The following is an 18,867-nucleotide window of genomic DNA, read 5'->3' as shown; positions in this document are numbered from 1 at the left end:
GCCCGCCCCCCCCCCCGACGGCCCCATCAGATCCGGATTTTATCCGCCTTTACGCGGCCCGCCCGCTGAGCATGACAGTTTGAACGAAGACCGCCTGCTCGTGTGAATCAACGGGCGATGGCTCCATATTGTATTGCGGCCTTACGAATTCCGCATGAGCCTCCAATTCTTCGGCTGTCAGGGCACGCAGGCGCATTCCCGATGCTGTCTTGCCTTCCAGGGACCTGGCATCCTTCCAGCTGAAAGGAAGCGAGCGCAGCAGGAAATTAAACTTGCCGTTTACATTGGCCTTATGCGTCGTGAACACCACGACTTTTTCCTGGTCCGCTTCCTGGATCAGAAGAGCACCACCATGTTTGACTGCGATGAAGCTGAGGGCCAGCACGGCAGAGGAGGTTTCAATGAAAATCTCCTCTCCCGGATCGATCTTGCGTGTCTGCACTTTCAACATCGAGTTTGAGAATTCTACGCAGGATGGGTCGGCGCTTGCCCCCAAATGCAGGTTTTCACAATTCTCGAACGACCATGGGAACATTTTTTCCTTCGGCCAGTCAGGCGCGGCGGCCGGCTTCTGAAGAAGCCAGTCGCTGACCATCTCCGCGATTCTATTGCTGATATCTGGGCGGCGATAATGGGAACCGTCCGAGTAAAATTTGCTGAACTCTGCCGGATCATTTCCAACTTCATCGCGAAACACCCCATCGACATCGAGCGCGTCGACATTATAGTATTTCGAAACGAGGATAGCCTCTTCCTTGATGCGAGCCTGCCTGACATGAAATTTGGCATCCCTTCTACCCAGTAGAACAGAAAGGATTCGCGCACGCGGGTTATGTACCAGAATTTTCCGTATCAGACCCTCATAGGCCCCCCGCCACATGTTGATGGCCCTGTCGTTCGAGAGCTTGTAGTCATTGATCACGTATTCAATGATAAAGGCGTCATAGTCCTTCAGGGAGACGTCGAGAGAAAGCTGCAATCCGTGCAAGGTTGAGGCTGCGCCAACAGCATAGTTGTCGAGCTCAATGGCTGTTTCCTGTCGCGCGAGCTCAACTGCCGCGTACAAATAACCGCTTTTCATCGCGGTATTAGATCCGCCGAACACACACAACTTCATCAGGATCTCTCCGCATGACCAAGAACTGGTCATGCAACGCTCCGAGAGCCGTCCGAGTTCGGGGCCGATAAAGTTTCTTGCGCGACAGGTACGGTTCGTGAGGCGGTGCGCTCAGAGGCAGGGCATGGCGAATGGTCCTGCCGGCGGACAGACGCCAGATGGAGCGACTGGTGACCTTCGCCTAAGTCAGGGAGACGCGTCCGGCTCGATCATCGGCGTGTCGGGAGCGGTATCGTCTTCGTCAGCCGCGACGATCTGCGCTGGCGCGACGCGCCGGCGGCATGTGGAGCGCCCCCGAGGAGGCCTGCATTCGAACCACGGCGTGACGCAGTTGGGGCGGGCTGCATTCACGCCAGCCCCAGCAGCCGCGCCGCGGCGCTCACGCCGCCGGGCGCACCCCGCACCAATCCGCGATGAAGGCCGCGATGGTCAGGGTGCAAGTCTTCAGGTCCTCCAGCGAGGTCCTCTCATCGAAGCCATGCGCCATCTCCCCCTTCGGCCCGTAGCACAGACCGGGAATCGCGTAGTACAGGCCGTAATAGCGTGTGTCGTTTACCGCCGTAGACAGCCGCGCCGGCATGTCGCCGCCATGCACCGCCGCATGCGCCGAGGCTAGCACCGCCTCCGCCTCCGACCCCGGTTCCAGCACATAGGGATCGGTCTGGAACCCGTGGAACGTGACCTCGGGCGGGTTGTTGGCCAGGAAGGCATCGCCCTTCGCCGCGGCGCGCACCGCCGCCTCGACGCCCGCCATCGCCTCCTCCGGCGTCGTGCCGGGCAGCAGGCCGATGCGGCAATCCACCTCGCACCAGGCGGGGGTGGAGGAGGCCCAATCGCCGCCTCGGATGATGCCCGGGTTGAACTTGATCGGGTCCTGCACCTGCCCGCCGAACCAGGCATTGTCCCGCCCAGCCTCGTTCAACGTCTTGGTATGCGCATAGAGGGCGTTGATCAGCGCATAGGCGGACATGATGGCGTTGCTGCCATCCTGCGCCACCATCACATGCACCGGCACGCCGCGCACCTTCAGGCGGAACCAGATGGTGCCGGTCTGCGCCCGGGTGATGGTGTGGCCCGTGGGCTCAGGCACCAGGGCGGCCTCGGCACGATAACCGCGCAGCAGCGTGGCGAGCGCGCCATTGCCGGTGCTTTCCTCCTCCGTCACCGTCTGCACATGCACATCCGCCGCGGGTTCCAGGCCCGCGGCGCGGATGGCGTCCAGCGCGAAGACCATGGCGGCAACGCCTGCCTTCATGTCGTGCGCGCCCCGGCCATAGAGCCAGCCATCGCGGATCACGGCGGCGAAGGGCGGATGCGTCCACATCTCATGCGGGCCTTCCGGCACCACGTCGATATGGCCCTGCAGGATCAGGCTGCGCCCGGTGGGATTCGCAGCGCGATGCGTCGCCACCACCTGGAGGCTGGCGGCGGGGTCGGCATCCACCATCGGCGCGGTCTTGGGATGCGCTGGCACATCGGCCAGGCTGAAACGGTCCACTGCATAGCCGCGCGCCGCCATCTGCCGGGCGAACCAGTCCTGCAACGGCGCCTCCCGCCCCCGCAGGCTGGGGAAGCGCACCAGCTCCTGCAGGAAGGCCGTCTCCTGCGCGAAGCCGGCCTCCACATGCTGGCGGAGGCGGTCAAGCAGAGCGGGATCGGGCATCGGGCATCTTCCGTGACGGGAGGCGGGAGCCAGACCCTGTCGCCCGCCACCCCGCCACGTCAAGGCGGCCAGGTTCAGCCAAATGCGGCCGCGTAAGCCTCCGGCTTGAAGCCAACCAGCAGTTGCTCACCCGCCACCAGCACCGGCCGCTTGATGAGCGCTGGCTGCGCCCGCATTAGTGCGATGGCGCGCGCCTCGTCCAGCCCCTCCCGGTCGGCCTCCGGCAGTTTGCGGAAGGTGGTGCCGGCGCGGTTCAGCAGCACCTCCCAGCCCAGCCTGGCCACCCAGGCTTCAAGCAAGCCGGGCGGCACGCCCTCCACGCGATAGTCGTGGAAGACATGCGCCACGCCCCGCGCCTCCAGCCAGGCGCGTGCCTTCTTCATGGTGTCGCAGTTGCGGATGCCATGCAGGATCGGGGTCGCCGTCATCAGGAATCTCCTTTTCGACGGAAAGCGGCTACATCGCGCCACTGCGACGGGAAAGCCCGCCGCAGGGCCGGGTCCCGCCGGCCTTCACTCTAAGTTGAGTGGCCAAGACGAAGGTGGGAAGCTTTGCCCATCCCCTCCCGGTCATCCCACGGAACGCATTTGCACAAGGCTGTCCTCCGCTCCGCGCCCACCCCCGAAGTCCGGACGCAGGACCCGCCACGCCGACCGCGCCTCGGCAGCCCAATGCAATGGGGGCTCGCGGCTGCGGTCGCGGCGCCGCTGCTGGTCTGCGGCGTTTCCGCCTGGCGCGCCTGGGATGCCGCCTGGCGCACCGCTACGGTCGAGGTCACCCGCACCGCGGAAGCCGCGGCCGAATATGCCCGGCGCCTGCTGGAAGGCCAGGTGCTGAAGCTGGAGCGCACGCAGGACCTGCTCGCCGGACTGGCCGACGACGAGATTCGCGCCCGCCAGCCGGAACTGCACGCCGCCCTGGCGCAGGTGGCGGCGGAGCGGGAGCCGGCGGACCAGGCCTCCTTCTACATCTTTGCCTATGACCGCGAGGGCCAGCCGCTGGTCTCCAGCAACCTGCTGCCCGCGCCCGCGCCGGATGACAGCTATCCCGATCGCGACTTCAACCAGGCCCTGCGCGCCGCCGACGCCCCCTGGGCCTTCGTCAGCCAGGTCTATGTCGGCCGTAACACCCAGCGGCCCTACTTCTCGATCGCCACGCGCCGTCACGACAGCGGCAATGGCCTGGCGGCCGACGCCTATGACGGCGTGCTGGTCGCCGCGGTCTATCTGGACCACGCCAATGCGGCCCTGACCGCCCTGGCCCCGGGGCCGGAGGGGCGGGTGGCGCTGTTGCGCGCGGACGGCGTGTTGCTGGCACGCTCCGACGGCTTTGGCGGCCATGCGCCGGAGACGCTGCGCCTGGCGATGAACAGCCCCATCCTGAACGCCATGCAGCGGCAGGAGGAACAGATCCTCGACACCAATCCGCGCATCACGGCCTTGCGCCGCGTCGGCGGCGATTGGCCGGTCTATGCCGCCTCCGTGCAGGACCGCGAGACGGTGGTGCAGGCCTGGCGCCAGGTGGTGGGGCCGCAGGTTCTGCTGTCCTTCGGATCCTCCCTGCTGCTGCTGCTGCTGGCCCGCGCCCTGCTGCGGCGGGATCGCGAGATGGCCACGGCCCATGCCGCGCTGGAACGGCGGGTGCAGGCGCGCACCCGCGACCTTCGGGGGCGCGAAAGCTTGCTGCGCCTGGCCCAGCAGGCTGCCGGCGCCGGCGCCTGGTCCTGGCAGCCGGACCTCGAATCGCTGCATTGGTCGCCGGAGATGTTCGCCCTGCTCGGCCTGGATGCGGAGAAGGATGCCGGGCTGGCCACGCTCGACAGCTTCATGGCGGTGGTGCATCCGGAGGACCGCCCGGTGCTGCGCAATGCGCTGATCGCAGGGCTGACGGAGGGCACCATCTCCGTCGAGTTCCGCGTCTTCCGCCGCCAGCCGGATGGAAGGCGGGAGGCGATCTGGCTGCTTCGCCGCGCCCGGCTCTACCCCGCCGAGGGCGGCACGCCCGCCACCCTGGTCGGCATCGACATCGACATCACCGAACGCCGCCGCGCCGAGGCCCGCTTCGAGGCCGCGACCGCCGCCATGGCCGGCTTCGTCTATGAATGGGAGATGGCGACCGGCAAGGTGGAACGCACCGCCGGCGCCAATTCGCTGCTCGGCGACGCCGTGGCGCTGTCGGGCGAGGACTGGATGGCGCGGCTGCATCCGGAGGACCGGGCGCGGATGGAGGCGGAGATCCAGCGTCTGAACGCCGACCGGTCGCAGAGCCACTATGCCATCGAATACCGGGTCAGCCGCGCCGATGGGGGCTGGGCATGGCTGTGGGATCGCGGCCGGGTGACTCGCGATCCGATCAGCGGAACGGTCGCCTGGATGATCGGCGGCGCGGTTGATGTGACAGCGCGCCGCCTGGCGGAGGAACGCCAGTTCCTGCTGCTGCGGGAGGTGGACCACCGGGCGAAGAACGCCCTGGCCGTGGTGAAGGCGGCGCTGCGCCTGACGCCCCGCGACGATGCCGCGGCCTTTGCCGAGGCGGTGGAAGGCCGGATCGACGCGCTGGCCCGCGCCCAGGCGCTGCTGTCGGAGACGAGCTGGGCCGGCACGCCGCTGCGACAGATTCTGCAAAGCACGCTGGAGGCCTTCATCGGCGCGCCCAATGGCGATGCGCCGCGGGTGGTGCTGGAGGGGCCGGAGGTGGTGCTGGCCGCGGGCGCCATCCAGCCCCTGGCCATGGCGGTGCATGAGTTGGCGACCAACGCCACGAAATACGGCGCCCTGTCCTGCACCGGTGGCCGGCTGAGCGTGGAATGGCGGCTACGGGAGAGCATGCTGGAGCTGAACTGGAACGAGAGCGGCGGCCCGCCCTTGCCGGAAGCGCCCGCCCGCCGCGGTTTCGGGTCGCGCGTCGTCGACGCGACGGTGCGGTCACAGCTGGGCGGCACGGTGGAGTGGGATTGGAGCGGGGACGGGCTGCGGGTGGCGCTGGCGATGCCGGCGGGGCGCGTGCTGGTCGCGTAGAAGGCGCGATGCTTGGCTAAACTCAAACAACCGCCGAGTTTGGCCCCGTGCCGCATGAGAGCCGGTGCGCTATCCGATACGCGAACAGTGATGGCGGTCAGGCATGGCCTTTCGTTTCGCAATAGGGCGGGAAGGCGGCAAGCAGTCGTCGGTCTGGAAAGCCTGGACGCAGGGCGATGAAGCTTACTTGCTCACACGGTCGATGGGCGAGATCGCGAAATTCAGCTTTCACAGTAGCGGCGCCTGCCGGTGGGCATTAGTGCATCAACAGACGGATGGACGTGATCGATGCATGCGCCGCTGGCGCCGCGACAGCGTCCCTGGGCTCGGAACGGGGAAGGCTTCCCTGTTGCTATCGGCGATTATCCCGACATCTCACCTATCCGACCCACCCGGCAAGACCGCAGCGCCGCTGCCAAATAAGGTGAAGCGTCTTCACTGGATTGACCCGGCGGGTGAGGACGAAGCGCGTGTGCTGGATTTCGTCATCACCATGGAGCCGCCCTCCGTGCTGACACATCTAACGGTGGGCACTGGCCGAACGGTGCTTTACGCAGCGAAATTGAAAAACAGCGGCACCTTCGCAATTCTCGCGTATGCGTCGGCATTCACACCGTTCGACTTGGTTGTTCCTGCCACTCCAGCGCAGACAGGCCAAATTTTTATGGAAGACCTGCTTTTCCCCAGCAAGGACGCCACGGGGAGCGGTCGCCCCATTCGGCTCACGTTAGTCACGGAACCACCGGGTCGGCCCCCTATCGTCTACGAGGTTGGCGGATATCGGAACAAATCGGCTAACGAAGTCCGTACGACTGACTCGGCCACCTCGGCAGAAGGGCCATAGCTAGCTGGTCCTACTAATCCCTGGAGGCCCCTTTAGCTCAGCTTTGGACGGCGGAATGCAGCTAAGCGGGGCCACTCGGCGGTGGGCGCTACGGGGCATGACGATCCCCGCCTGACCCGCCAGGCGCAGCGCCGACGGCAGGTCGCCGCTTCCCGGATGCGAAGGATCAATGGCAGAGCGCGGCTCGCGGCGTCCCTGCCTGAATGCGAGGCTCAGCGATGATGATGCTGAAGTATCAATGGCCTATGGCCGATTGGCTGGGGGACCTGGATTCGAACCAAGACTGCCCGAGTCAGAGTCGGGAGTTCTACCGTTAAACTATCCCCCACCGAGCGAAGCACGCCGGGGCGCTTTTCGTCGGGAGCGGCGAACTAGCATGCGTTTTTGGGTCAGGCAACATGCGGCGCCGCAAAATGCCTTGCCCCTGTCGCCGGACCGCCGGATCATGCCCCAGGCGCAGCCCTGCTCCCCATGCAGGGGCTGGGGCTGGGCCGCCGGACTTCCCATCTATGGCGAGCCATGCCCGACGACGCAGCCTATCCCCTCCACCCGGCCTGCCCGACCGCCCATCTGGGCGCCGCGGCCGGCCGGGTGGAGAGCTGGCAGCCGAATCCGGCCTCCGGCGCCTATGCGGCACTGGATCTCGGCACCAACAACTGCCGCCTGCTGCTGGGCACCCCGACCCCTGGCCACGGCCCCGCCGGCTTCCGGGTGATCGACAGCTTCAGCCGCATCGTCCGGCTCGGGGAGGGTCTGGGCGCCACCGGCCGGCTGTCGGAACAGGCGATGGAACGGGCCATGGCGGCGCTGAAGGCCTGCGCCACCAAGCTGGCGCGCCGCCCGGTGCGGGCCTTGCAGGCGGTGGCCACCGAAGCCTGCCGCCGCGCGGAAAACGGCCAGGCCTTCCTCAACCGCGTCGAGGCCGAGACCGGCCTTCGCCTACGCATCATCTCGGCGCGGGAGGAGGCGGAGCTGGCGATGGAAAGCTGCGCGCCCCTGCTGGAAGCCGGGGACCGGCGCGCGCTGCTGTTCGACATCGGCGGCGGCTCCACCGAGATCGCCTGGATTCGCATCGTGCCGGGGCAGAGGTTGCCGGAGCTGATCGGCACCATCTCGGTCCCCGTGGGGGTCGTCACCCTCTCCGAACGCTGCGGCCCCTCCTGCTTCACGGAAGCGGGGTTCCATGCGGTGGTGGATGAGGTGGCGGAGCGGTTGCGCGGCTTCGACGCGGTGCATTGCATCGGCCAGGAAATCCGCGCCGGCGGGGTGCGGCTGATGGGCACCTCCGGCACTGTCACGACGCTCGCCGGCGTCGCCATGGCCCTGCCGCGCTATCGCCGGCTGCTGGTGGATGGCCAGGTTCTGGAAGCCTGCGTGGCGGACCAGGCGCTAGGCGACCTGTTCGCGCTGGGCCGGGACGGGCTGGCGGCGCATCCCTGCGTGGGGCCGGAGCGGGTGGACTTCGTGCTGCCCGGCTGCGCCGTCTATGCCGCCATCCGCCGCGTCTGGCCGGTGCCACGGCTGACCGTGGCCGATCGCGGGCTGCGGGAGGGAATTTTGCTACGCCTGATGCGCCTGGATCGCGCGCAGCGCCGGCCGGGGCGGTTCTGGCCGGGCTGTGGGTGACCCCTGGCGTCCCGCCGTGGCAATTTATCACCCGCTGCCGTAAAACCTCCTCGAAAGCCGACGGCCAAGTGTTAAACATCCGGCGGTGATATGCTCGATAGGGTTACGTATGCCGCATCTTCTGACCGCCACGACCGACACCTTTCTTAAGGCTGACCGAGACAAGTTCAGCCGCGACCTGCCGGATTCTGACAAGTTTCGTGTCACCCAGGGTGAGGTCATTGAAGCCGGCTCCATCGAGCGCTCCGGCAAGATCCTGGTCATCCGCAATGCCACGGTGAACGGCCGTGCCGTGCCGGAGCACATCATCTACTGCCTGGCCAACCAGCTCACCGCCGCGGAAGCGCCCGCCGGCGCCGATGCCGCGCCTGCCGCCGCCAGCCCGGCCGAGCCCGTCGAGAGCGCAGCGGCGCCCGCCCCCAGCGCGCCGAAAGCAGCCCCGAGCCCGGCAGCGCCCGCCTCCGCGAAGCTGACGCGCGACGAGCAGAAGGCCAAGACGCTGGAGATGCTGGCGGAGGGCAAGTCCGTCTCCGCCATCGCCAAGACCCTCCGCATCGGCCGTGCCTTCGTGAAGCGCTGGCGCGACGGGGAATAATCCTCCCCGCGCACCAGGTCGTAAAATCCAGGCGGCGCGCCGCGAAAGCATTCCGGGACAGGCGCCAAGGGCGTAAAGCCTCCTCATGGCCAAACCCCCCTCCCCCCCCGGAAAGCCGGGCCGCGGCCCCGTGCGCCAGCTGGCCGACCGCCTGCGCTCTGCCAAGGGCCGCACCATCGGCAGTCAGCGCTGGCTGGAACGTCAGCTCAACGATCCTTATGTGAAGGAGGCGAAGGCGCGTGGCCTCCGGTCCCGCGCCGCCTTCAAGCTGGAACAGATGGATGACCGCTTCCATCTGCTGAAACCCGGAACCCGCGTGGTCGATCTCGGCGCCGCGCCGGGGGGCTGGACCCAGGTGGCGCTGGCGCGCGGCGCCAGGCGCGTCGTGGGCATCGACCTGCTGCCGGTGGACCCGATTCCCGGCGCCATCCTGCTGCAGGGCGACTTCCAGCTGGCCGAGGCGGAGCGCCGGGTGCTCGACGCGCTGGACGGCCAGGCCGATCTGGTGATGTCGGACATGGCGCCCAACACCATCGGCCACAACGCCACCGACCATCTGCGCATCATGGCGCTGGCCGAGATCGCCCTGGATTTCGCCGGTCGCGTGCTGGCGCCGGGCGGCGGCTTCGTCGCCAAGGTCCTGGCCGGAGGGTCGGAGAAGGACTTCCTGGCCACGCTGAAGCGGGACTTCGTCACGGTCCGCCACGCCAAGCCACCGGCCAGCCGCAAGGACAGCGCGGAGCTTTACGTCGTCGCCACCGGCTTTCGCGGGGCAGGCGCCCCCATCGGACATGGCAGCTGACATGTCTCCGCTATGGACGCCGCCCCCGGAAGCGGTGTAGGCGGGGCCGCCAAGGTAGCGGATCGAAAGAGGTTCCCTCCATGGCGCCCCCAGACACAAATACTGCCCAGACGGGTACCACCGATCGCGAGGCCGCCTTTCGCGCGCGCTTCGAGGAGGCCTATGCCTTCGACGACGTGCTGCTCGTCCCCGCCTATTCCACCGTGCTGCCCAGCGAGACAGATACTCGCACGAAACTGACGCGGGAGATCTCGCTGAACATCCCGCTGATCGCCGCGGCGATGGACACCGTCACCGAAGGCAACATGGCCATCGCCATGGCCCAGGCCGGCGGCATCGGCGTGATCCACAAGAACCTGTCGCCGGAAGACCAGGCCGCGCAGGTCCGCCAAGTGAAGAAGTTCGAATCGGGCATGGTGGTGAATCCCCTCACCATCCATCCCGACCAGACGCTGGCGGAGGTGCGCGCCCTGCAGGACGCCCATCGCATCAGCGGCGTGCCCGTGGTGGAACGCGGCAGCGGCCGGCTGGTCGGCATCATCACCAACCGCGACGTGCGCTTCGCCACCGACCCCAATCTGCGGGTCTATGAGCTGATGACGCGCGAAGGCCTGGTGACGGCCGATGCCGATGTCACCAAGGACAAGGCGCGGGAGCTGCTGCACAAGCACCGCATCGAGAAGCTGCTGGTGGTGGACGACGCCTATCGCTGCGTCGGCCTGATCACCGTGAAGGACATGGACAAGGCCCAGGCCAACCCCAATGCGGTGAAGGACCCGATGGGCCGCCTGCGCACCGCCGCGGCGATCGGCGTGGGCGAGGACGGCTACCACCGTGCCGGCCTGCTGGTGGCCGCCGATATCGATGTGCTGGTGGTCGACACCGCGCATGGACATTCCGGCGGCGTGCTGCGCGCCATCGAGCGCATCAAGAAGATGTCGAACTCCGTGCAGATCGTCGCCGGCAACGTCGCCACGCCGGAAGGCGCGCTGGCGCTGATCGAGGCCGGCGCCGATGCGGTGAAGATCGGCATCGGCCCAGGCTCCATCTGCACCACCCGCATCGTCGCCGGCGTCGGCGTGCCGCAGCTGACCGCGGTGATGGAAAGTGCGGCCGCCTGCCGCGAACGCGGCGTGCCGGCGATCGCCGATGGCGGCATCCGCTCCTCCGGCGACGTCGCCAAGGCGATCGCGGCGGGCGCGGATTGCGTCATGATGGGCAGCGTTTTCGCAGGCACCGACGAGGCGCCGGGCGAGGTGTTTCTCTACCAGGGCCGGTCGTACAAGTCCTATCGCGGCATGGGCAGCCTCGGCGCCATGGCGCGCGGCTCGGCGGATCGCTACTTCCAGGCGGAAGTGGCGGACAAGTTGAAGTTGGTGCCCGAAGGCGTGGAGGGCCGCGTCGGCTATAAGGGTCCGGTCGGCACAGTGATCCACCAGATGGTCGGCGGGTTGCGCGCCGCCATGGGCTATACCGGCGCCGCCACCATCCCCGACCTGCAGACGCGCGCGAAATTCCGCCGCATCACCAATGCCGGCCTGCGCGAGAGCCATGTGCATGACGTGGCGGTGACGCGGGAAGCGCCGAATTATCGCCTGGAAGGCTGAATGCCCTGACAGCGACGCGAGATGAACGGCCCGGATGGGATCATCCGGGCCGTCGTCATGTCAGCGCCTGGCCATCAGCGCTGGGGCGGAACCTCGGAAATGCGCAGCGTCGCGCGCTGCGGCGCGCCACGCTCGAAGGTGCCGATCCAGATGTTGTAATTGCCGCTCTGCGGGCTGCGCAGGATGATGCCGGGGTTCACGCCATCCATGTCGTCATTGCAGTGCCAGTTGCCGGCGGCATCATTGACGACCAGCGTGGTGTCCACATTGGCGGCAACGGAAATATACAGCGGGTACTGGCCCGAGGTGTAGTTCAGGTCGACGTCGGGCTTGGAGAAATCGATCCAGCCGGCGCAGTCCGGGCCCACGCTGGTCGCCTCGCGATCGCCACCGGCCTCGACCGGAACCTCGCGCGGGTCGGGCTCGAAGCCGGCGCGCAGGTTGATCGTGGCGTAGCGCGGCTGGGCCCGCCAATCGGGGAACTGCTGCGCCTGCTGCGGGGGTGCGCCCTTCTGCTGCGCCACCGCGGCACCGGCGACCATGACAACGACGGCGCCGGCGGCGAGAATGGATTTGAACATGTGTGGCAGGTCCCCTTTCTGGCTCGCTGGATGCGAGCTTGAGAGCTGAGTCTAGGCCGAAATCCCACCCTCGGCCCATGCGGGTAGGGGGAGCTGACGAAAAAATCATGGCGAAACCACGCTCATGATCCGAAACAGAGTTTCGCGAGTCAGCGTCTGAAGCGCGCGATGCATGACAAAGTTGGCCTGCCATCGCGAAGCGGCGACGGACCGGCTATGCTGCGCCGACGAACCTCGCTGGCGCCCTGCGCCCCTGCCCTTCCCGCCCCCCGCCCAGGCCCGATCCCGCCCCGGCGCGCGGCCCGTCCGGATACCCTCATGACCCCCGCCGCCCGCCTCGCCGCCGCCATCGACCTGCTCGCCGCCATCGAGGCCTCGCCCCGCCGTCCGGCGGATGCCATCGCCAATGATTTCTTCCGCACCCGCCGCTACATCGGCGGCTCGGACCGCCGCAATGTCTCGGAACGCGCCTGGGGCGCGATTCGGCAGCGGCTGCGTCTCGCCTGGCATTTCTCCGAATTCGGCATCGCGGCACCCTCTGCCCGGCTGCTGCTGGCCGGCCATCTGCTGCTGGCGGAGGGTTGGACGCTGGACGGCGTGGACCAGAACTTCTCCGGCGAGCGCTTCGCCGCCTCCCCCCTTTCGGAGGAGGAGCGTGGCGTGCTGGCCAAGCTCGTCGGGCGCCCGCTGGTGGTGCCGCGGATGCCGGACGGGCCGCGGCTGAACCTGCCGGAATGGGCTATGCCCGGCCTGCTGACCCGCTTCGGCGATCGTCTGGCGGAGGAGGCAGCGGCCATGGAACAGGCCGCGCCGCTCGATCTCCGCGCCAATCTCCTGAAGGTCAGCCGGGAGGATGCGCTGGCCGCCCTGGCCGCGGAGGGCATTCCCGCCACCGCCACGCCGCTCTCCCCCTGGGGCATGCGGATCGCCGACCGCCGGCCGGTGAGCGCCACGAAACCCTTCCTGGAGGGGCTGATCGAAATCCAGGACGAGGGCAGCCAGCTCATCGCCCTGCTGACCGAGGCCGCGCCCGGCATGCGGGTGGCCGATTACTGCGCCGGCGCCGCCGGCAAGACCCTGGCGCTGGCCGCCACCATGGGCAATCGCGGCCATATCGTCGCCTGCGACACCTCCGCCTCCCGTCTCGAAGGCGCGGTCAAGCGGCTGCGCCGGGCAGGCGTGCACAATGCCGAATGTCACCTGCTGACCAGCGGCGACAAGTGGCGCAAGCGCAGTTCCCGCAAGTTCGACCGTGTGCTGGTGGACGCCCCCTGCACCGGCACCGGCACCTGGCGGCGCAATCCGGATGCCCGGATCCGCACCAATGGACGCGACCTGGCGGAGCTGGTTCTCAAGCAGGCGATGATTCTCGACGATGCATCTGAATTGGTGCGCCCGGGCGGAAGGCTGGTCTACGCTACCTGCTCGCTGCTGCCGGAAGAGGATGAGATGCAGATGGCGGGCTTCCTGGAACGCCACCCCGACTTCACGCCACTGCCCTTCGCGGCGCTGTGGCCGGCGGTTCGCCCCGACATCGCCGCCCCCTGCCCCGGCCCCTATATGGCGCTGTCGCCGCACAGCCACGGCACGGACGGCTTCTTCGCCGCGGTGCTGCAAAGGCGGGCTTCATGATCGCCATCCGCCGCGCCCGGCCGGGTGATGCGGCGGCGATCGCCGCGGTGCATGTGGCCGCCTGGCGCAGCGCCTATGCCGGCATGCTGCGGGACGGCTATCTGGCCAGCCTGTCCGAACCCCGCCTCGCCGGCTTCTACCACCGTGCCATCCTGGACCGGCGCGGCGGCCATGCGGTCTTCGTCGCCACGGTGGGGTCGCCGCATCAGGCCGGGGAAGCCAACGGGGAGCCCAGTGTGGTGGGTTTCGCCTCCGGCGGTCGCGCCCGTCGCGGCGGTCTGGCGGAGGGCGAGGTGGAGACCCTCTATGTGCTGGATGACCATCGGGAGCGCGGCTGCGGCCGGCGCATGATGCGCGCCATGGCCGCCCATCTGCGCGCCATCGGCTGCCAGTCCGTCCTCGCCTGGGTGCTGGAAGCCAATCCGAGCCGCTTCTTCTACCGCCATCTGGGCGGCAGGACCGCGATGCGGGAGACCATCCGCGTCGGCAATCAGCCCGTCGAGCAGATCGCCATGGTCTGGGACCCGATCGACACCCTGCTGGCGGCCACCGCCCCAGTGCCGGAAGGCCGCCTGCGCGAGGGCGACTGAGCGGTCATCGCCCCTGCCTATGCCGCCGAGAGGAATCGCCCCGCTAGGCGCCCTGCCCACCCTGCCCTAGCGTTCCGTTATCGAGACGGACAGGCAGAGGAGGTTCCGATGGCTGAACAGGCGAAGATCATTCCCCCCGAGGCGCTGGACCGGGTGACCGGCGGCAGCTTCACCGACCGCTTCGGCACGGAGGGCGGCGACCACCTGGCCACCGGCGACGGCATGGACAAGGTCTTCGGCGCCGGTGGCAATGACACCATCAGCAGCGGCGGTGGCCAGGATGAGGTGCATGCCGGCAGCGGCGATGACTTCGTGGATGCCGGCGCCGGCGACGACAAGGTGTTCGGCGGCGAGGGCAACGACCTGCTGCTGGGTGGCGCCGGCACGGATGAGCTGCATGGCGGCGACGGCCACGACCATCTGCGCGGCGGCGCCGGGCATGGCGACAAGGTTTTCGGCGGCGAGGGCAGCGACACCTTCTGGTGGCAGGCCGGCGACGGCAATGACGAGCTGCATGGCGGCAATGGTGCCGACAACGTCATGCTGCAAGGCGTGACCATGGAGCAGTTGCAGGCCGGGCTGCAGATGTATGACGGCAGCAGCTACACCATCACCGGCAATGCCATCGTCTTCCACGGCCCCGCCAATGGCCAGTTCACGGTGAATGGCGAGGTGGTGCGGTTCTTCGAGATGGAACAGATCACCCTCGCCGGGTGACCCGCCGCGCCGGGTGGGGCAGCGCCCCGCCCGGCGCAGCCCTGGGTGGCGTCGAAACGGCTTGTCGTGCTGGCCGGCCTGTGCTGATAGGCGCCATGACACAGGCCGCCCCCGACGCCGCATCCGCCCCGGTCGCGCAGCACCACGACCGCATCCTCATCCTCGATTTCGGCAGCCAGGTGACGCAGCTCATCGCGCGCCGGCTTCGCGAATCCGGGGTGTATTGCGAGGTCTGGCCGTTCAACGCGGCTCCCGAGGCGCGCATCCGCGCCTTCGCCCCCAAGGGCATCATCCTCTCCGGCGGGCCGGCCAGCGTGACCGAGGAGGGTAGCCCCCGCGCGCCGCAGGCGGTGTTCGAGATGGGCCTGCCGATTCTCGGCATCTGCTACGGCCAGCAGGTGATGGCGCATCAGCTCGGCGGGTTGGTGGAGGGCGGCCATCTGCGGGAGTTCGGCCGCGCCCATATCGACGTGACCGGCGACTGCGCCATCACCCAGGGCGTCTGGGCGCCAGGCGCGCGCGAACAGGTGTGGATGAGCCATGGCGACCGCATCACCCGCCTGCCCGAGGGTTTCCGAGTCGTCGCCGCCAGCGAGGGCGCGCCCTTCGCCGTCATCGCCAATGACGAACGCCGCTACTACGGGACGATGTTCCACCCGGAGGTGGTCCACACCCCGCATGGCGCCGCCCTGCTGAAGAACTTTTCGCATATTGTCTGCGGCTGTTCCGGCGACTGGACCATGGGCGCCTTCCGGGCCGAGATGGTGGAGAAGATCCGCGCGCAGGTCGGCAGCGGTCGCGTGGTCTGCGGCCTGTCCGGTGGCGTCGATTCCTCCGTCGCCGCGGTGCTGCTGCATGAGGCGATCGGCGACCAGCTCACCTGCATCTATGTCGATCATGGGCTGATGCGGGCCAATGAGTCGGAACAGGTCGTCGCCACCTTCCGCGACCGCTTCAACATCAAGCTGGTGCATCGCGATGCCAGCGAGCTGTTCCTCGGCCAGCTCTCCGGCGTCACCGACCCGGAGCTGAAGCGCAAGACCATCGGCCGGCTGTTCATCGAGGTGTTCGAGGAGGAGCAGCAGAAGATCGGCGGCGCCGACTTCCTGGCCCAGGGCACGCTGTACCCCGACGTCATCGAAAGCGTCTCCGCCACCGGCGGCCCCTCCGTCACCATCAAGTCGCACCACAATGTGGGCGGCTTGCCGGAGGGCATGCGCATGAAGCTGGTGGAGCCGCTGCGCGACCTGTTCAAGGACGAGGTCCGCGTGCTCGGCCGCGAACTCGGCATCCCGGAGGTCATCGTCGGCCGCCACCCCTTCCCCGGCCCGGGCCTCGCCATCCGCATCCCTGGCGAAGTGACGCGGGAGAAGGCGGATATCCTGCGACACGCGGACACCATCTACCTGGAGGAAATCCGCAACGCCGGCCTCTACGACGCGATCTGGCAGGCTTTTGCCGTGCTGCTGCCGGTGCGGACCGTGGGCGTGATGGGCGATGGCCGCACCTACGATTCCGCCTGCGCGCTGCGCGCCGTGACCAGCACGGATGGCATGACGGCGGATGTCTACCCGTTCAGCATGGAATTCCTGACCCGCGTGGCGGGGCGCATCGTGAACGAGGTGCGCGGCATCAACCGCGTGACCTACGACATCACCAGCAAGCCGCCGGGTACGATCGAGTGGGAATAATTCGCGCCTACCCAAACGCCGCCGATAGCCGCCGATTTCCCTCTACAACACATTGAAAATAAACAATTTTCTTTCCAACGCCTTTCGCCGTCAATCGCTGAGCAAGCCTCGCGATCGACGGCGGAGCTGACGGTATGGGGCGCCTTGTGACATCGCGGAATTGCATATACCGTCATGGCTAAGAGAGCTTGTGACGGTATTTTTTTGACCTTATTCCGTTGAGAATAAAGGAAAATTCGCCGTCTGGATTGGTCGATTTTGGCCTGACGGTATTTTTAGGGGCTCTCTGGCGTTTTTGAACGATCTAGGAGGGGCTGATGCTTACCGATGCGGCAATCAAGGCACTGAAACCAAAGGACAAATTATACAAGGTCACTGACCGTGACGGTATGTATGTCGTCGTGAACCCGTCGGGCGCCGTCGTGTTCCGCTATGACTACCGTATGCACGGTCGACGCGAGACCTTGACCCTCGGCCGATACGGGCCAGCGGGCCTTTCTCTCGCCCGTGCTCGGGAAAAGCTAATCGACGCACAGCGCTCGATTCAGGAGGGGCGGTCGCCCGCCCAGGAGAAGCAGCGCGAGAAGCGCCGCATCAAGGAAGCAAAGAGCTTTGGCGAGTTTGGCGAACGCTGGCTGCAAGAGCACCGGATGGCCGAAAGCACTCGCGCGATGCGCCGCTCGATCTACGAGCGCGATATACTGCCGACGTTCCGCAATCGGTTGCTGACGGAAATCACGCCCGAAGATCTTCGGGCGATGTGCGACAAAGTGAAGAAGCGGGGAGCGCCAGCCACGGCGGTCCATGTCCGGGACATTGTGAAGCTGGTCTTTGCCTTCGCGAAGCTGCACGGGGAGAAGGTGGCGAACCCCGCCGAAGAGGTCGGGCCGGCGTCGATCGCGACCTTCGTTCCCAAGGACCGCTCGCTTTCGCCCGCTGAAATTCGGGTGATGCTCGGCCAGCTAGAGCATGTGGCTACGCTGCCGACCATCCGGCTCGGCTTGAAGCTGATCCTGCTTACAATGGTTCGCAAGAGCGAGTTGCAGGACGCGGTGTGGGATGAAGTCGACTTCGAGAATGCGGTGTGGTCGATCCCGAAGGAGCGGATGAAGCGTTCCAAGCCGCACAACGTCTATCTGTGCGAACAGTCGCTGGACATCCTCGTCGCGCTCAAGACCTGTGCGGGCAATTCGCGCTACCTGCTGCCCTCGCGCTACGATGCGGATGCGCCGATGTCGCGCGCGACCTTCAACCGTGTCACCACGGCGGTCGTCGTGCAAGCCAAGAAGGCGGGTCTGCCGCTGGAGCCGTTCACCGTGCATGATCTTCGCCGCACGGGCTCGACGCTGCTCAATGAACTGGGCTTCAACAGAGACTGGATCGAGAAGTGCCTGGCGCACGAGGACGGGCGTTCTTCGCGCGGCGTCTATAACAAGGCCGAGTATGAGCACCAGCGCCGCCACATGATGCAGGAATGGGGCAATCTGATCGACGCATGGGTCGGCGGTCAGAAATACACCCCAACGCTCTATCCGGCCTCCATGGACCTTCTGGCCCCGGAGCCTAACCTTTGACTGGACGGGTCTTCCTGAGCGTGACGTCGGGTGCGGGGGCACGCTTGGCGGTCTTCGCCTTGGAGGCTCGACGGCGTTCTTCAAGCCAAGCCTCCACTTCGCCGAGGTCTCATACGACGGTTCGAGATGTCAGATAGAAGCGCTGCGGAAACTCGCCGCGCTGCTCCATGTCGTAGATGGTCGTGTCGGCCAGGGGAACGATCTGTCGAAGCTGGTGCCTGCGGATGGTGCGTTTGTTGAGAGGGGCCGGTGTCTGGCTCATCGCCCAGCCACACCGTTTGCGATCCTGTCGTTCCATGTGTTCATTCCAAACCTCCTTTAATGTGGCCGGGGTAGCGACTTGGCTGCATTCTCGGCGTCTAGCGAACCATGGCGAAGGATCGGCCGCCGGTAGCGTGCCGCATTCGCGTTCGCTCGCGCACGGCACCCCAACCGGGTTCGCATGACGTGTGCGGTGATAGGGGCGCTAATCACCGCATATCGTACGGTGATTATGCTGGTGAGAGCGGAATGGGCGCGGCGGGAGCATAACAGCATCGCCGGTACGACCCGCGGGCATGGGCTCAGCCGATGCTGCGCCGGGCCTTAGCGAAGCCGCGATCGGTCGAGATGAAGAGTTCGAGCATTGGCACGATCAGCTTAGCGGGCTCGATGGGTTCGCCGCCCTCGGCTAGCAGGCGGCCGTATTCTGTAAGATCGCGATGGAGCGCGGCGGGCAGCTCCAAGGCGACCTTCACAGGTTTGTCGTCGGCGATCGGGCCGAGTTTCAGCTTGGCCATAGTCAGTTCCTGTAGGGTTCGAGCACCAAATC

The 18,867-nt window shown here is 67.0% G+C and carries 17 protein-coding genes, 1 tRNA gene and 1 pseudogene; 12 read left to right on the top strand and 7 right to left on the bottom strand.

The window, feature by feature from the left end:
* Window positions 1–49: 49 nt before the first annotated feature.
* On the bottom strand, window positions 50–1,150 hold the full coding sequence (locus tag ACVFYP_RS16525) for an SGNH/GDSL hydrolase family protein (protein ID WP_499201302.1): 1,101 nt from the start codon (window positions 1,148–1,150) through the stop codon (window positions 50–52).
* A 147-nt stretch (window positions 1,151–1,297) separates the two neighbouring features.
* Between ACVFYP_RS16525 and ACVFYP_RS16520 the strand changes: the two are divergent.
* Window positions 1,298–1,405, top strand: a pseudogene (locus tag ACVFYP_RS16520) (IS5/IS1182 family transposase); the annotation flags it as partial.
* A 91-nt stretch (window positions 1,406–1,496) separates the two neighbouring features.
* On the opposite strand, the gene ACVFYP_RS16515 reads toward ACVFYP_RS16520, so the two are convergent.
* On the bottom strand, window positions 1,497–2,780 hold the full coding sequence (locus ACVFYP_RS16515; RefSeq protein ID WP_499201301.1) for an ArgE/DapE family deacylase: 1,284 nt from the start codon (window positions 2,778–2,780) through the stop codon (window positions 1,497–1,499).
* Between the two features lie 74 nt (window positions 2,781–2,854).
* Window positions 2,855–3,208: an ArsC family reductase gene (locus ACVFYP_RS16510; RefSeq protein ID WP_499201300.1), complete on the bottom strand. Its 354-nt coding sequence runs from the start codon at window positions 3,206–3,208 to the stop codon at window positions 2,855–2,857.
* A gap of 243 nt (window positions 3,209–3,451) precedes the next feature.
* On the opposite strand from ACVFYP_RS16510, the gene ACVFYP_RS16505 reads away from it, so the two are divergent.
* Window positions 3,452–5,797: a PAS domain-containing protein gene (locus tag ACVFYP_RS16505; protein ID WP_499201299.1), complete on the top strand. Its 2,346-nt coding sequence runs from the start codon at window positions 3,452–3,454 to the stop codon at window positions 5,795–5,797.
* Between the two features lie 103 nt (window positions 5,798–5,900).
* Window positions 5,901–6,641: a hypothetical protein gene (locus tag ACVFYP_RS16500; protein WP_499201298.1), complete on the top strand. Its 741-nt coding sequence runs from the start codon at window positions 5,901–5,903 to the stop codon at window positions 6,639–6,641.
* Between the two features lie 254 nt (window positions 6,642–6,895).
* On the opposite strand, the gene ACVFYP_RS16495 is transcribed toward ACVFYP_RS16500, so the two are convergent.
* Window positions 6,896–6,969 (bottom strand) — tRNA-Gln (locus ACVFYP_RS16495).
* A gap of 191 nt (window positions 6,970–7,160) precedes the next feature.
* Here ACVFYP_RS16495 and ACVFYP_RS16490 point away from each other — a divergent pair.
* The 4 genes from ACVFYP_RS16490 (at window position 7,161) to guaB (ending at window position 11,271) form a co-directional block, all read left to right on the top strand.
* Window positions 7,161–8,267, top strand: coding sequence for a Ppx/GppA phosphatase family protein (locus ACVFYP_RS16490; protein WP_499201297.1), 1,107 nt, complete (start codon window positions 7,161–7,163; stop codon window positions 8,265–8,267).
* Window positions 8,268–8,376: 109 nt separating this feature from the next.
* The gene (locus tag ACVFYP_RS16485; protein ID WP_499201296.1) at window positions 8,377–8,862 is read left to right on the top strand and encodes a helix-turn-helix domain-containing protein; all 486 of its coding nucleotides are present in this window, start codon (window positions 8,377–8,379) and stop codon (window positions 8,860–8,862) included.
* A gap of 85 nt (window positions 8,863–8,947) precedes the next feature.
* The gene (locus ACVFYP_RS16480) at window positions 8,948–9,664 is read left to right on the top strand and encodes an RlmE family RNA methyltransferase (RefSeq protein ID WP_499201295.1); all 717 of its coding nucleotides are present in this window, start codon (window positions 8,948–8,950) and stop codon (window positions 9,662–9,664) included.
* Window positions 9,665–9,744: 80 nt separating this feature from the next.
* Window positions 9,745–11,271 carry an IMP dehydrogenase gene (gene guaB / locus ACVFYP_RS16475; RefSeq protein WP_499201294.1) on the top strand — a complete coding sequence of 509 codons (1,527 nt, stop codon included), beginning with the start codon at window positions 9,745–9,747 and terminating at the stop codon, window positions 11,269–11,271.
* Window positions 11,272–11,345: 74 nt separating this feature from the next.
* Here guaB and ACVFYP_RS16470 read toward each other — a convergent pair whose 3' ends face one another.
* Window positions 11,346–11,852: a hypothetical protein gene (locus tag ACVFYP_RS16470; RefSeq protein ID WP_499201293.1), complete on the bottom strand. Its 507-nt coding sequence runs from the start codon at window positions 11,850–11,852 to the stop codon at window positions 11,346–11,348.
* Between the two features lie 318 nt (window positions 11,853–12,170).
* Between ACVFYP_RS16470 and ACVFYP_RS16465 the strand changes: the two genes are divergently transcribed.
* The 5 genes from ACVFYP_RS16465 (at window position 12,171) to ACVFYP_RS16445 (ending at window position 18,056) form a co-directional block, all read left to right on the top strand.
* Complete coding sequence (locus ACVFYP_RS16465; protein ID WP_499201292.1) at window positions 12,171–13,484, top strand: RsmB/NOP family class I SAM-dependent RNA methyltransferase; 1,314 nt, start codon at window positions 12,171–12,173, stop codon at window positions 13,482–13,484.
* The gene (locus ACVFYP_RS16460; protein ID WP_499201291.1) at window positions 13,481–14,074 is read left to right on the top strand and encodes a GNAT family N-acetyltransferase; all 594 of its coding nucleotides are present in this window, start codon (window positions 13,481–13,483) and stop codon (window positions 14,072–14,074) included. Before ACVFYP_RS16465 ends, ACVFYP_RS16460 begins: the two co-directional genes overlap by 4 nt.
* Before the next feature lie 108 nt (window positions 14,075–14,182).
* The gene (locus ACVFYP_RS16455) at window positions 14,183–14,791 is read left to right on the top strand and encodes a calcium-binding protein (RefSeq protein WP_499201290.1); all 609 of its coding nucleotides are present in this window, start codon (window positions 14,183–14,185) and stop codon (window positions 14,789–14,791) included.
* Between the two features lie 95 nt (window positions 14,792–14,886).
* Window positions 14,887–16,482, top strand: coding sequence for a glutamine-hydrolyzing GMP synthase (gene guaA / locus ACVFYP_RS16450; protein WP_499201289.1), 1,596 nt, complete (start codon window positions 14,887–14,889; stop codon window positions 16,480–16,482).
* A gap of 317 nt (window positions 16,483–16,799) precedes the next feature.
* Window positions 16,800–18,056, top strand: coding sequence for a tyrosine-type recombinase/integrase (locus tag ACVFYP_RS16445; protein ID WP_499201288.1), 1,257 nt, complete (start codon window positions 16,800–16,802; stop codon window positions 18,054–18,056).
* A gap of 109 nt (window positions 18,057–18,165) precedes the next feature.
* Here the strand turns inward: ACVFYP_RS16445 and ACVFYP_RS16440 are convergent, their stop codons facing one another.
* Both ACVFYP_RS16440 and ACVFYP_RS16435 read right to left on the bottom strand, forming a co-directional pair.
* Window positions 18,166–18,354 carry a helix-turn-helix transcriptional regulator gene (locus ACVFYP_RS16440; RefSeq protein ID WP_499201287.1) on the bottom strand — a complete coding sequence of 63 codons (189 nt, stop codon included), beginning with the start codon at window positions 18,352–18,354 and terminating at the stop codon, window positions 18,166–18,168.
* A 265-nt stretch (window positions 18,355–18,619) separates the two neighbouring features.
* The coding region (locus tag ACVFYP_RS16435) for a DUF2274 domain-containing protein (RefSeq protein ID WP_499201286.1) at window positions 18,620–18,867 on the bottom strand (248 nt) is incomplete at its 5' end.

This window comes from Roseomonas sp. F4 (genome assembly GCF_053891155.1).
Note: the sequence above shows the minus strand (reverse complement) of the source record. Positions and strands in the feature narration are given on the sequence as shown.

What these genes read in the sequence shown, in the direction of transcription:
- ACVFYP_RS16515 (WP_499201301.1), bottom strand. Translation starts at nt 2,780, where the DNA reads ATGCCCGATCCCGCTCTGCTTGACCGCCTCCGCCAGCATGTGGAGGCC.
- guaA (WP_499201289.1), top strand. Translation starts at nt 14,887, where the DNA reads ATGACACAGGCCGCCCCCGACGCCGCATCCGCCCCGGTCGCGCAGCAC.
- ACVFYP_RS16490 (WP_499201297.1), top strand. Translation starts at nt 7,161, where the DNA reads ATGCCCGACGACGCAGCCTATCCCCTCCACCCGGCCTGCCCGACCGCC.
- guaB (WP_499201294.1), top strand. Translation starts at nt 9,745, where the DNA reads ATGGCGCCCCCAGACACAAATACTGCCCAGACGGGTACCACCGATCGC.
- ACVFYP_RS16470 (WP_499201293.1), bottom strand. Translation starts at nt 11,852, where the DNA reads ATGTTCAAATCCATTCTCGCCGCCGGCGCCGTCGTTGTCATGGTCGCC.
- ACVFYP_RS16440 (WP_499201287.1), bottom strand. Translation starts at nt 18,354, where the DNA reads ATGGAACGACAGGATCGCAAACGGTGTGGCTGGGCGATGAGCCAGACA.
- ACVFYP_RS16465 (WP_499201292.1), top strand. Translation starts at nt 12,171, where the DNA reads ATGACCCCCGCCGCCCGCCTCGCCGCCGCCATCGACCTGCTCGCCGCC.
- ACVFYP_RS16480 (WP_499201295.1), top strand. Translation starts at nt 8,948, where the DNA reads ATGGCCAAACCCCCCTCCCCCCCCGGAAAGCCGGGCCGCGGCCCCGTG.
- ACVFYP_RS16445 (WP_499201288.1), top strand. Translation starts at nt 16,800, where the DNA reads ATGCTTACCGATGCGGCAATCAAGGCACTGAAACCAAAGGACAAATTA.
- ACVFYP_RS16455 (WP_499201290.1), top strand. Translation starts at nt 14,183, where the DNA reads ATGGCTGAACAGGCGAAGATCATTCCCCCCGAGGCGCTGGACCGGGTG.
- ACVFYP_RS16460 (WP_499201291.1), top strand. Translation starts at nt 13,481, where the DNA reads ATGATCGCCATCCGCCGCGCCCGGCCGGGTGATGCGGCGGCGATCGCC.
- ACVFYP_RS16510 (WP_499201300.1), bottom strand. Translation starts at nt 3,208, where the DNA reads ATGACGGCGACCCCGATCCTGCATGGCATCCGCAACTGCGACACCATG.
- ACVFYP_RS16525 (WP_499201302.1), bottom strand. Translation starts at nt 1,150, where the DNA reads ATGACCAGTTCTTGGTCATGCGGAGAGATCCTGATGAAGTTGTGTGTG.
- ACVFYP_RS16485 (WP_499201296.1), top strand. Translation starts at nt 8,377, where the DNA reads ATGCCGCATCTTCTGACCGCCACGACCGACACCTTTCTTAAGGCTGAC.
- ACVFYP_RS16505 (WP_499201299.1), top strand. Translation starts at nt 3,452, where the DNA reads ATGCAATGGGGGCTCGCGGCTGCGGTCGCGGCGCCGCTGCTGGTCTGC.
- ACVFYP_RS16500 (WP_499201298.1), top strand. Translation starts at nt 5,901, where the DNA reads ATGGCCTTTCGTTTCGCAATAGGGCGGGAAGGCGGCAAGCAGTCGTCG.